Here is a 12,813-nt window from a genome sequence, read left to right on the forward strand (position 1 = left end):
GCCTATGACGACCGCGGAGAGCCAGCCGCTGATCGAGTGCGAACACTGCGCAAGCATCTATCGCCGACATCAGCTCGAACCTGGCGAGACCGCCAATTGCGCCCGCTGCGGCACCATACTCTGGCGCTACAGCGGGCTTACTTTGTCCAATTGGCTGGCACTCGCCATCGCCGCGCTGATCATCTTTGGCGTGGCCAACGCCTACCCGGTCGCCTCGATGTCGGTGCAGGGCATGGTGCAGCAGGCCTCGCTGCTGGATGCCATCGGCATCACCTGGCGCCAGGGGCATTACGCCGTGGCGATCATGACCGGCCTGGCGGGTTTCGTGCTGCCGCTGTTCCAGTTGACGTTGTTGCTGTGGGTGCTGGGCCCTTTGTCGCGCGGCGTCGAGCCGGCCGGATTCCGTGGCGCGATGCGCCTGCTGGGCCTGTTGCGGCCCTGGTGCATGGTGCCGGTGTTCCTGCTGGGCGTGCTGGTCGCGGTGGTGAAACTGGCCGGCATGGCCGCGGTCTCGCCCGGCATCGGCCTGATCGCCTTCGGCATCCTCACCATTTTCCTGACCATGCTCGGCCGCCTCTCGCCGCACGTGTTGTGGCGCTATGCCGAAAGCGACGGCGTGGTGCCGGTGCACGTGCCCGAGGCGGGTCCCGGCGTGGTGCTGACGGGCTGCCATGTCTGCGGCCAGGTGCAGGCCGTGGCGCACGCGGAAGACGCCGAGGCCGAGCACCACTGCGTGCGTTGCCACGCCGTGGTGCATTACCGCAAGCCCGACCACCTGGCCCGCACCTGGGCGCTGTTGCTGGCCGCCGTGGTGTTCTATATTCCCGCCAATGTGCTGCCGGTGATGAAGGTCAGCTCGGTGCTGGGCGACAGCGCCCACACCATCCTGGGCGGCGTGGTGGAACTCTGGGACATGGGTTCCTGGGACATCGCGCTGATCGTCTTCATCGCCAGCGTGGCCGTGCCGCTGACCAAATTGCTGGCGCTGATTTTGTTATTGTTGACCGAGCAGTGGCGCAGCACCACCAACCTGCGCCCGCGCACCCGGCTGTACCAGATGGTCGAGTTCATCGGCCAGTGGTCGATGCTGGATGTGTTCGTGGTGATTCTGCTGGCGGCCCTGGCCGATTTCCAGGGCCTGATGGAAATCAGCGCCGGCGCGGGCGCGGCGGCGTTCGGCGTGGTCGTCATCCTGACCATGCTGTCCGCCATGAGCTTCGATCTGCGCCGCAGCTGGGACCTGGAAGAAGCGGGTGAATTGGACGACCCGGAACCGGCCGCGGGCCGGCGTCCGGCGTCCGCCGCTGGCGCGCAAGCGGGTTGACGCCAGCACGATTGCGGCGCGTGGGCGGGAACGCCGCGCGCCGTTCAAAGAAGAAAAGGAAAACCGATGTCCGACCAAGCACCTGGATCTGGTGAAGAGAAGTACGCGTCACCCACGATCTCGCGCAAGCGCAAGAGCCGGATTTCATGGATCTGGCTGGTGCCGATCGTCGCGGCGCTGATGGGCCTGTCGCTGGTGGTGCGGACCTGGATGCAGGCCGGTCCCGACCTGTCGATCGAATTCAATACCGCCGAAGGGCTGGAAGTCGGCAAGACCCAGCTGCGCTACAAGGACGTGAACGTCGGCACCGTGCGCTCGATCGGCTTCAATGCCGACCGCAGCAAGGTGGTGGTCAACGCCGAGCTGTCCAAGGACTTGGCCGACCTGGCGCGCGAGGGCACCAACTTCTGGGTGGTGCGGCCGCGCCTGGACGTCAGCGGCGTGTCGGGCCTGGGCACCTTGCTGTCGGGCGCCTACATCGGCGTGGACGCGGTCGAGGGCAAGGATGCGTCCAAGAAGGCGACCAAGCTGCACTTCGTCGGCCTGGAGACGCCGCCCGCCGTCACGCATGATCGCGCCGGCAAGCGCTTCAAGCTCAAGGCGGCGGACCTGGGTTCGCTGGACATCGGCTCGCCGGTGTATTTCCGCCGCATCAACGTCGGCCGCGTGATCGGCTATGCGCTCGACAAGACCGGCAACGCGGTCAACGTCGAAGTGTTCGTGGACGCGCCCAACGACAAGTTCGTCACCAACGGCACGCGTTTCTGGAACGCCAGCGGCGTGGATTTCAGCGTCAATGCCGAAGGCCTGAAGGTGCGCACCCAGTCGCTGGTCTCGATGGCCGTGGGCGGCGTGGCCTTCGAGCCGGTCTACAGCGTGCGCGACGCCAGCACGCCGGCGCCGGCCGACGCGCACTTCGAACTGTATGCCACCGAGGCGGCGGCCAAGGCCAACCCCGATGGCGAGGCCTTCCCGATCCGCATGCGCTTCGACCAGTCGATCCGCGGCCTGGCGGTGGGCGCGTCGATCGACTTCTCGGGCATCACGCTGGGCAATGTCACGCAGATCAACATGGACTTCGATCCGGTCAGCAAGCGTTTCTACGCGCTGGTGGACGCGACGCTGTATCCGGAACGCCTGGGCCGCGTCTACGAAGACGTGCGCGAACACGCCATCAAGGACGGCGACGAGGCTGGCGGACGCCTGCTCGGCATCATGATCAAGCACGGCCTGCGCGCCCAGTTGCGCACGGCCAACCTGTTGACGGGCCAGCTGTACGTGGTGCTGGACGACTTCCCCAACGCCAAGCCGGTGGAGTTCAAGATGTCCAACCCGGCCTTGATCCCGACCGTGCCGGGCAACCTCGACCAGTTACAGCAGCAGGTCAGCAACATCGTCGCCAAGATCGACAAGATCCCGTTCGACAAGATCGGCGAGGACCTGCGCACCACGCTGGCCAGCACCTCCAAGCTGATGAACCGCCTGGACAAGCAGGTGGCGCCGGAGGCGCAGAACGTGCTCAAGCAGGCGCGCGATTCCATGGCCAGCCTCAACGCCCTGGTGGCCTCGGACGCCTCGCTGCCGGTCAACGCCGAAAAGGCCATGCAGGAACTGAGCCGCGCCGCCCGCTCGCTGCGCGCGCTGGCCGACTTCCTGCAATCGAACCCCGAAGCGCTGCTGCGCGGCCGCGGCAGCGACCCGATCCCCGGCGCCGGCCCCGTCAGGAACTGAACCCATGACCCATATCCGTTTCCGTCCCGTCCGCGCCGCCGCGCCGTCCCTGCGCCGCGGGTTGGCCGTGCTAGCCCTGCCGCTGCTGCTGGCCGCCTGCGCCTCGTCGCCGCCGGTCCATTACTACACCCTGCAGGGGCCGGCGCCCCAGGCGCCGGCCGTGCCGCGCGCGGCGGCGCCGTTCCTGCTGGAAGTGCAGGGCGTCAACGTGGCGGCGCAGGCCGACCAGCCGCAACTGATGGTCCGCACCGGCGACGGCAGCGTGGCGGCGCTGTATTCGGAGCGCTGGAGCTCGCCGCTGGGCGACGAGATCCGGGGCGCCTTGTCCGATGCCCTCAAGCACGACCTGGGCGCGCTCGATGTGCAGGTGGTCAAGCCCGGTCCGTCCGCGCCGCTGTGGCGGGTGCAGACCGACGTGCAGCGCTTCGACCTGGTGTCGGGCCGCATGGCGCAGCTGGACGCCACCTGGCGGGTGCGGCCGGTCAACCTCAAGGGCAACGGCCTGCTGTGCCGCAGTGTCGTCACCGAAACCGTGTCCGAGGCCGGCGTGCCGGCGCTGGTCGCGGCGCAGCAGCGCGCGGTGGCGGCGCTGGCGGGCGCGATGGCATCCGCCATCCGCGGCCAGACGCCGGACAGCGCCGGCGCGGTGCAGATGCTGGGCTGCTCGCCGCTGCCCGAATCCGGCAAATAAAAAGGGACGGGCAGGATACCAAAACCTGCCGTGATCTCAACCGGTTAACCCCTAGGGTTAACCTTAATACAAAGCCGGTTGCAACCTGACTAGCATACGGTCCTACCGATGCCGGGCCCCCTTGCGGGCCCGGTGTGACCTCTGCCATGCGACAGGAAGCAATCTCTTATGGCCAGCACCACCCTCGGCGTCAAGGTCGATGACGCGCTGCGCGACCGCCTGAAGGCCGCCGCGCAAAAACTCAATTGCACGCCCCACTGGCTGCACAAGCAGGCGATCCTCGCCTACCTGGACAAGATCGAGCGCGGCCACCTGCCGGCCGAGATGTCCCATCTGGGCGGCGAAGAGGGCGGCGATGAAGAGGGCGGCGAACAGCAGGCCGCCGCCACGCCACCGTTCTACGAATTCGGCCAGGACGTGCAACCGCAATCGGTGCTGCGCGCCGCCATCACCGCCGCCTACCGCCGCCCCGAGCCGGAGTGCGTGCCGCTGCTGCTGGGCCAGGCCCGCATGCCGAACCTGGAAAAGGTCCACGCGGTTGCCACCGATCTGGTCAAGAAGCTGCGCGGCAAGCGCACCGGCGGCGGGGTCGAGGGACTGATCCAGGAGTTTTCTCTGTCGAGCCAGGAAGGCGTGGCGCTGATGTGCCTGGCCGAGGCGCTGCTGCGCATTCCCGACCGCGCCACGCGCGATGCGCTGATCCGCGACAAGGTTTCCCGCGGCGACTGGAAGTCGCACATGGGCGGTTCGCAGTCGCTGTTCGTCAACGCCGCCACCTGGGGCCTGATGATCACCGGCAAGCTGGTGGCCGTGAGCAGCGAACAGTCGCTATCCAAGGCGCTGACGCGCCTGATCGGCAAGGGCGGCGAGCCGCTGGTGCGCAAGGGCGTGAACATCGCCATGCGCATGATGGGCGAGCAGTTCGTGTCGGGCCAGACCATCTCCGAGGCGCTGGCCAACAACCGCAAGATGGAAGGCCGCGGCTTCCGCTATTCCTACGACATGCTGGGCGAGGCCGCCACCACGGCCGAGGACGCCGACCGCTATTACGCCTCGTACGAGCAGGCCATCCACGCCATCGGCAAGGCCGCCGCCGGCCGCGGCATCTATGAAGGCCCGGGCATTTCCATCAAGCTGTCGGCGCTGCACCCGCGCTATTCGCGTGCCCAGCGCGAGCGCGTCATGGCCGAGCTGCTGCCGCGCGTGAAGGCGCTGACCATCCTGGCGCGCAGCTACGACATTGGCCTGAACATCGACGCCGAAGAGGCCGATCGCCTGGAGATCTCGCTGGACCTGCTGGAGGCGCTGTGCTTCACACCCGAGCTGGAAGGCTGGAGCGGCATCGGCTTCGTCATCCAGGCCTACCAGAAGCGCGCGCCATTCGTGATCGACTACGTCATCGACCTGGCCCGCCGCAGCCGCCATCGCGTGATGGTGCGCCTGGTCAAGGGCGCCTATTGGGACAGCGAGATCAAGCGCGCCCAGGTCGACGGCCTGGAAGGCTATCCGGTCTACACCCGCAAGGTCTACACCGATGTGGCCTACCTGGCCTGCGCCCGCAAGCTGCTGGGCGCGCCGGAAGCCGTGTACCCGCAGTTCGCCACCCATAACGCCTACACGCTGGCGGCGATCTACCAGCTGGCCGGCCAGAACTACTACCCGGGCCAGTATGAATTCCAGTGCCTGCACGGCATGGGCGAACCGCTGTACGACGAGGTGGTCGGACCGCTGGCGCAGGGCAAGCTGAACCGCCCCTGCCGCATCTACGCCCCGGTCGGCACGCACGAAACGCTGCTGGCCTACCTGGTGCGCCGCCTGCTGGAGAACGGCGCCAACACCTCGTTCGTCAACCTCATCGGCGACGAGAGCATTCCGGTCGAGACGCTGGTGGCCGATCCGGTCGAGGCCGCCTCGCGCATCGTGCCGCTGGGCGCGCCGCACGAGAAGATCCCGCTGCCGCGCGAGCTGTACGGCAATCCGCAGCAGGGCGCGCGCGCCAACTCCGCCGGCCTGGACCTGAGCAACGAACACCGCCTGGGCTCGCTGTCGGCCGCGCTGCTGACCAGCGCCGCCACGCCCTGGCGCGCCGCGCCCATGCTGGGCGAGGGCGACGGCGCCTGGGACATGGCCCGCGCCATCGAAGTGCGCAATCCCGCCAACCTGCGCGACGTGGTCGGCCATGTCATCGAGGCCAACGGCGAGGAAGCCGAGGTGGCCCTGCGCGCCGCCGCCAACGCCGCGCCCATCTGGCAATCGACCCCGGTGGCCGAGCGCGCGCAATGCCTGCGCCGCGCCGCCCAGTTGCTGGAAGAGCAGATGCAGACCCTGCTGGGCCTGATCGTGCGCGAGGCCGGCAAGTCGCTGCCCAACGCCATCGCCGAAGTGCGCGAGGCGGTGGACTTCCTGCGCTACTACGCCGACCAGGCCGACCGCGAATTCAGCAACGACACGCACCGCCCGCTGGGCACCGTGCTGTGCATCAGTCCGTGGAATTTCCCGCTGGCCATCTTCACCGGCCAGGTCGCGGCCGCGCTGGCCGCCGGCAACACCGTGCTGGCCAAGCCCGCCGAGCAGACGCCGCTGATCGCGGCGCAGGCGGTGGCGATCCTGCGCGCCGCCGGCGTGCCGCCCGGCGCGGTGCAACTGCTGCCGGGCCGCGGCGAGACCGTCGGCGCGCAACTGGTGGCCAGCCCCGGCGTGCGCGGCGTGATGTTCACCGGTTCCACCGACGTGGCGCGCATCATCGCGCGCACGCTGGCCGACCGCCTGGACGATGACGGCCACACCATTCCGCTGATCGCCGAGACCGGCGGCCAGAACGCCATGGTGGTGGATTCGTCGGCGCTGTCCGAGCAGGTGGTGTTCGACGTGCTCAGCTCGGCCTTCGATTCGGCCGGCCAGCGCTGCTCGGCGCTGCGCGTGCTGTGCGTGCAGGAAGACAACGCCGATCACGTCCTGACGATGCTGCGCGGCGCGATGCGCGAGCTGAGCGTGGGCAACCCGGACCGCTTGTCGGTCGACGTCGGCCCGGTCATCGACACCGAGGCGCGCAACGGCATCCAGCGTCACATCGACACGATGCGCACGGCGGGCCACCGCGTCGACCAGGTCGAGCTGAACGGCGAATGCCGCCACGGCACCTTCGTGGCGCCCACCATCATCGAGATCGACCACATCAGCGAGCTGACCCGCGAGGTGTTCGGCCCGGTGCTGCACGTGGTGCGCTACGCCCGCGACGAGCTGGACGCGTTGCTGGACGCCGTCAACGGCACCGGCTACGGCCTGACGTTCGGCGTGCACACCCGCATCGACGAAACCATCGCCCACGTGACCGGCCAGGTCCACGCCGGCAACGTCTACGTCAACCGCAACATCGTCGGCGCCGTGGTCGGCGTGCAGCCCTTCGGCGGCGAGTGCCTGTCGGGCACCGGTCCCAAGGCTGGCGGCCCGCTGTATATGTACCGCCTGCTGGGAACGCGCCCCGAGGGCCTGCCGCCGGCGCTGGACGCGGCGGCGCCGCTGCCGCAGCGCATCGCGCTGCCGGGCCCCACGGGCGAGACCAACACCTATCTGGTCGAGCCGCGCGGCGCGGTCTATTGCGTGGCTGCCACCGAGGCCGGCGCGCGCGCGCAGTGGTCGGCGGCGCGGCTGACCGGCAACCACGCCTGGTTCGCGGATACGCCCGCGGCGCAGGCGCTGCTGGCCACGCTGGATGCCGAGCAGCAGGGCCAGGCGGGCATCCTGGCGGATGCCGAGGTCGACCAGGCCGATTACCAGGCGGTGCTGTTCGAAGGCGACGGCGACGCGCTGCGCGCCCTGAATCAGCGCATCGCGCAGCGTCCCGGCGCGATCCTGGCGGTACACGGCCTGACCTCGGATGCGCTGGCGGCCGGCGTCTCGTATGTGCCGGAGCGCCTATTGACCGAGCGCTCCATCAGCGTCAACACGGCCGCGGCCGGCGGTAACGCCAGCCTCATGACCATCGGCTGAGGGTGACCGAGGGGTAACCCTTGGGAAACCAAGGGTTATCTCCAATATCTCGTGAGGTTGCACTGGAAGCAAAATCCGGTCGCACCTGAAGTTCGATTGTGGCAACCCGGCAATCGCACTCAAATAGAAAGACCTGGCCCAAAAGCCCAGGTATAACAAAGCCACATCCGACATACCGGAGGATTCCAATGAAGTTTCGCACCACTTTGAAGCTTGTCGCCGCCAGCATCGCCGCCGTCGGCATGGCCGCCGCCGCGCAGGCCGCCGACATCAAGTTCGGCTTTGCCGCGCCCCTGACCGGTCCCCAGTCGCACTATGGCGAGGACATGCAGAACGGCCTGAACCTGGCGCTGGAAGAAGCCAACAAGAAGGGCATCAAGATCGACGGCCAGCCGGCCAAGTTCGTGCTGGTGTCGCGTGATGACCAGGCCGACCCGCGCGTCGGCGTGCAGGTGGCGCAGCAGCTGGTCGACGAGAATGTCGTCGGCATCCTGGGCCACTTCAATTCGGGCACCACGATCCCCGCGTCGCGCGTCTACCACGAAGCCGGCCTGCCGCAGATCGCCATGGCGACCTCGCCCGAGTACACCAAGCAGGGCTACGAAACCACCTTCCGCATGATGACCAGCGATACCCAGCAGGGCGCCGCGGTCGGCAAGTTCATGGTGCAGAGCCTGAAGGCCAAGAAGGTCGCGATCATCGACGACCGCACCGCCTACGGCCAGGGCCTGGCCGACGAGGTCGAGAAGGCCGTCAAGGCCGCCGGCGGCCAGGTGGTGCGCCGCGAGTACACGACCGACAAGGCCAACGACTTCACGGCTATCCTGACCAACATCAAGGGCTCGGCGCCCGACGCCATCTTCTACGGCGGCCTGGACGCCCAGTCCGGCCCGATGAAGCGCCAACTGGCCACGCTCGGCCTGAAGTCGCCGCTGGTTTCGGGCGAAATGACCCGCAGCGACACCTTCATCAAGCTGGCTGGCGACGCCGCCGACGGCACCTTCGCCTCGCTGGCCGGCGTGCCGCTGGACAAGATGGCCGCGGGCAAGGACTTCGAGCAGCGCTACCAGGCCCGCTTCAAGAAGGCCCCCGGCGTCTACGCGCCCTACGCCTATGACGGCGCCTGGAACATGATCAGCGCCATCGAAGCCGCCGGCTCGGCCAAGCCCGAGAAGTACCTGCCGGAACTGGCCAAGCTGAACCGCAAGGGCGCGACCAGCGAGCACATCGCCTACGACAAGAACGGCGATCTGAAGGAAATCTCGGTCACCATCTACGAAGTCAAGAATGGCAAGTGGGAGATGGTTGAAACGATGGTCAGCCAGGCCAACTAAGGCCGCCTGACCCGGCCAGGACGCGGCGCCGCCGCGCCTGGCCATCTTGACCCCGCGCGCGCCGCCCGGCGCGGCGGCGATTTGCGCGAAGGCGGCCCCCGGGCCGCGCCGCATCCGATTCTCGCGCGATTTTTCCCAGGCTTATTTCCCACGGCCCCTATGGATATCTTCATTCAACAACTGATTAACGGCGTCACGCTCGGCAGCGTGTACGCCCTGGTCGCCCTTGGCTACACCATGGTGTACGGCATCATCGGGCTGATCAACTTCGCGCATGGCGACGTCGTCATGATCGGCGCGATGGCGGCGACCACGATCGCCATCTCGCTGGTCGGCGGCGACCCGTCCGCGTCCGCCTTCCTGGTGCTGGGCCTGGGCCTGCTGGTGTCCGTGCCGCTGTGCATGGCCGTGGGCTGGACCGCCGAGCGCGTGGCCTACCGGCCGCTGCGCCGCGCCCCGCGCCTGGCCGCCCTGATCACCGCCATCGGCGTGTCGATCATCCTGCAGAACGTGGCGATGATGGGCTGGGGCCGCAACTACCTGAACTTCCCGCAGGTGCTGACGCCGCAGGTGTTCGAGATCTTCGGCGCCCGCATGAGCACGCTGCAGATCGCCATCGTCGCGATTGCCGCGCTGATCATGGGCGGGCTGCTGGCCGTGGTGCACAAGACGCGCCTGGGCACCGCCATGCGCGCCACCGCGCAGAACCGCGAGGTGGCCGGCCTGATGGGCGTGAACATCAACACCGTGATTTCGGCGGCGTTCCTGATCGGCTCGGCGCTGGCCGCCGTGGCCGGCATGATGGTCGCCACCTACTACGGCGTGTCGCAGTACACCATGGGCTTCATGCTGGGCCTGAAGGCCTTCACGGCCGCGGTGCTGGGCGGCATCGGCAACCTGGTCGGCGCCATGGCGGGCGGCCTCTTGCTGGGCATCATCGAATCGCTGGGCGCCGGCTACATCGGCGACCTGACCGGCGGCTTCCTGGGCAGCCACTACCAGGACGTGTTCGCGTTCTTCGTGCTGGTGCTGGTGCTGATCTTCCGTCCGTCCGGCCTGCTGGGCGAACGCGTGGGGGACCGCGCATGAGCACCACCCTGAAAAACAGCGGGCTGTCGACCCGCAACCTGATCGGCATCGCGCTGATCGGCATCGTGCTGGCGGTGCTGCCGTTCGTGATCGGCATGGCCGGCCAGAGCTGGGTCCGCATCCTGAACTTCGCGCTGCTGTACGTGATGCTGTCGCTGGGCCTGAACATCGTGGTGGGCTTCGCCGGCCTGCTGGACCTGGGCTATATCGCGTTCTACGCGGTGGGCGCCTACACCTGGGCGCTGCTGGCCTCGCCGCACTTCGGCCTGCACCTGCCGTTCTGGGCGATCCTGCCGATCGCGCTGGCGGTGGCGTGCCTGTTCGGGGTGCTGCTGGGGGCGCCGACGCTCAAGTTGCGCGGCGATTACCTGGCCATCGTGACGCTGGGCTTCGGCGAGATCATCCGCATCTTCCTGAACAACCTGAACGCGCCGGTCAACATCACCAACGGCCCGCAGGGCATCAACCGCATCGATACGTTCAAGGTGGGCGAGTTCGCCTTCGGCCGCACGGAAAGCCTGCTGGGCATCCGCGTGACCGGGCCGGAGAAGTACTACTACCTGCTGCTGGCGCTGACGCTGATCATCATCCTGGTGTGCGTGCGGCTGCAGAACTCGCGCATCGGCCGCGCCTGGGAAGCCATCCGTGAAGACGAGATCGCCGCCAAGGCGATGGGCATCAACACCCGCAACATCAAGCTGCTGGCCTTCGCCATGGGCGCCTCGTTCGGCGGCGTGGCGGGCGCGCTGTTCGCGTCGATGCAGGGCTTCGTCAGCCCCGAGAGCTTCTCGCTGATGGAATCGATCTCGATCCTGTGCATGGTGGTGCTGGGCGGCATGGGCCACATCCCGGGCGTGATCCTGGGCGCGCTGATCCTGGCCGCGCTGCCTGAGTTCCTGCGCGCCGTGGTCGAGCCGGTGCAGCACATGCTGTTCGGCGCCGTGGTGCTGGATCCCGAGGGCATCCGCATGCTGCTGTTCGGCCTGGCGATGGTGTGCGTGATGCTGTTCCGTCCCGCCGGCCTGTGGCCGTCCGCCGTGCGCAAGCGCGAGCTGGCCACCAAGACCCAGGGAGGCGCGGCATGAGCAAGTTGCTGCAAGCCCAGGGACTGGGCAAACGCTTCGGCGGCCTGCAGGCCTTGTCGGACGTCAGCTTCGATATCGAGCAGGGCGAGATCTACGGCCTGATCGGGCCCAACGGCGCGGGCAAGACCACGCTGTTCAACGTGCTCACGGGCCTCTACATCCCGGAAGACGGCAGCTGCACCTTCAACGGCGTGTCGATGTCGGGCAAGAAGCCGCACGAGGTGGCCTATGCCGGCCTGGCGCGGACCTTCCAGAATATCCGCCTGTTCGCCAACCTGAGCGCGATCGAGAACGTCATGATCGGCCGCCACATGCGCACCCGCGCCGGCGTGCTGGGCGCGGTGTTCCGCACCCGCGGCACGCGCGCCGAGGAAGCCGCCATCGAGGCCCGCGCCCAGGAGCTGCTGGACTACGTCGGCATCGGCCACCGCGCCAACGACGTGGCGCGCTCGCTGCCGTACGGCGACCAGCGCCGCCTGGAGATCGCGCGCGCCCTGGCGACCGACCCGAAGCTGCTGGCGCTGGACGAGCCGGCCGCCGGCATGAACGCCTCGGAAACGGTGGTGCTGCGCAAGCTGATCGAGAAGATCCGCGACGACGGCGTCACGGTGCTGCTGATCGAGCACGACATGAAGCTGGTCATGGGCCTGTGCGATCGCGTGCTGGTGCTGGAATACGGCAAGGTGCTGGCCATGGGCAAACCCGCCCAGGTGCAGCGCGACCCCAAGGTCATTGAAGCGTATCTGGGCGCGGGCGCCGCCCAGGATCCGCTGATTCATCAGGAGCGCCCGGCATGACGACGGCAAGCAAACCCCTACTGGAACTGCGCGGCCTGCAGGTCGCCTACGGCGGCATCCGCGCGGTGCGCGGCATCGACCTGCGCGTGGACGAAGGCGAGCTGGTGTGCCTGATCGGCGCCAACGGCGCCGGCAAGAGCACGACCCTGCGCGCCATCTGCGGCCTGGTGCCGCTGGCCGGCGGCGAAGTGGTCTACGGCGGCCAGTCCATCGGCGGCCAGAAGTCGCACGAGCTGGTGCGCCAGGGCTTGGTGATGGTGCCCGAGGGCCGCGGCATCTTCGGCCAGCTCACCATCGAGGAAAACCTGGCGATGGGCGCCTACATCCGGCGCGATGCGGCGCAGGTGCGGCAGGACACCGACCGCGTGTTCACGCTGTTCCCGCGCCTGGCCGAACGCCGCAAGCAGGCGGCCGGCACGCTGTCGGGTGGCGAGCAGCAGATGGTGGCGATGGGCCGCGCGATGATCGCGCGCCCCAAGCTGCTGCTGCTGGACGAGCCGTCGATGGGCCTGGCGCCGCTGATGGTCGAGAAGGTCTTCGAGGTGGTGCGCACCATCGCCAGCGAAGGCGTGACGATCCTGCTGATCGAGCAGAACGCCCGCCTGGCGCTGGAGAACAGCCATCGCGGCTATGTGATGGAGTCCGGCGAGATCACCCTGTCGGGGCCGGCGCGCGACATGCTGCACGACCCCAAGGTGCGCGCCGCGTACCTGGGCGAAGTGGAAGAGGCCTAGGCCCGTCCATTTGCCGCAATGAAAAAGCCCGGCCATGC

At 68.2% G+C, this 12,813-nt stretch carries 9 protein-coding genes; all 9 read left to right on the plus strand.

Annotated features, from left to right (window positions below; all coding sequences use genetic code 11):
* Positions 1-4 precede the first annotated feature (4 nt).
* The 9 genes from H0523_RS06085 to H0523_RS06125 all read left to right on the plus strand — a co-directional run bounded on the left by H0523_RS06085 (position 5) and on the right by H0523_RS06125 (position 12,775).
* A complete protein-coding gene (locus H0523_RS06085; RefSeq protein WP_054430095.1) occupies positions 5-1,324 on the plus strand; it encodes a paraquat-inducible protein A in 1,320 nt (439 codons plus the stop codon).
* A gap of 66 nt (positions 1,325-1,390) precedes the next feature.
* Entirely contained in the window at positions 1,391-3,055 is a 1,665-nt protein-coding gene (locus H0523_RS06090; protein WP_054430093.1) for a PqiB family protein, read from the plus strand.
* Positions 3,056-3,059: 4 nt separating this feature from the next.
* A complete protein-coding gene (locus H0523_RS06095; RefSeq protein WP_082404403.1) occupies positions 3,060-3,746 on the plus strand; it encodes a PqiC family protein in 687 nt (228 codons plus the stop codon).
* A gap of 168 nt (positions 3,747-3,914) precedes the next feature.
* Positions 3,915-7,736: a trifunctional transcriptional regulator/proline dehydrogenase/L-glutamate gamma-semialdehyde dehydrogenase gene (gene putA / locus H0523_RS06100; RefSeq protein ID WP_054430091.1), complete on the plus strand. Its 3,822-nt coding sequence runs from the start codon at positions 3,915-3,917 to the stop codon at positions 7,734-7,736.
* Positions 7,737-7,924: 188 nt separating this feature from the next.
* Complete coding sequence (locus H0523_RS06105) at positions 7,925-9,070, plus strand: branched-chain amino acid ABC transporter substrate-binding protein (RefSeq protein ID WP_054430089.1); 1,146 nt, start codon at positions 7,925-7,927, stop codon at positions 9,068-9,070.
* Between the two features lie 237 nt (positions 9,071-9,307).
* On the plus strand, positions 9,308-10,159 hold the full coding sequence (locus tag H0523_RS06110) for a branched-chain amino acid ABC transporter permease (RefSeq protein WP_371741520.1): 852 nt from the start codon (positions 9,308-9,310) through the stop codon (positions 10,157-10,159).
* Positions 10,156-11,244 carry an ABC transporter permease subunit gene (locus H0523_RS06115; RefSeq protein WP_054430087.1) on the plus strand — a complete coding sequence of 363 codons (1,089 nt, stop codon included), beginning with the start codon at positions 10,156-10,158 and terminating at the stop codon, positions 11,242-11,244. Before H0523_RS06110 ends, H0523_RS06115 begins: the two co-directional genes overlap by 4 nt.
* Positions 11,241-12,041 (plus strand): ABC transporter ATP-binding protein, encoded by an 801-nt coding sequence (locus H0523_RS06120; RefSeq protein WP_054430085.1) that lies wholly within the window; start codon positions 11,241-11,243, stop codon positions 12,039-12,041. Before H0523_RS06115 ends, H0523_RS06120 begins: the two co-directional genes overlap by 4 nt.
* Positions 12,038-12,775, plus strand: a complete 738-nt coding sequence (locus tag H0523_RS06125; protein WP_054430083.1) for an ABC transporter ATP-binding protein — start codon at positions 12,038-12,040, stop codon at positions 12,773-12,775. Before H0523_RS06120 ends, H0523_RS06125 begins: the two co-directional genes overlap by 4 nt.
* Positions 12,776-12,813 lie beyond the last annotated feature (38 nt).

Source organism: Achromobacter insuavis (assembly GCF_902859645.1).
Lineage (GTDB): Bacteria > Pseudomonadota > Gammaproteobacteria > Burkholderiales > Burkholderiaceae_B > Achromobacter > Achromobacter insuavis.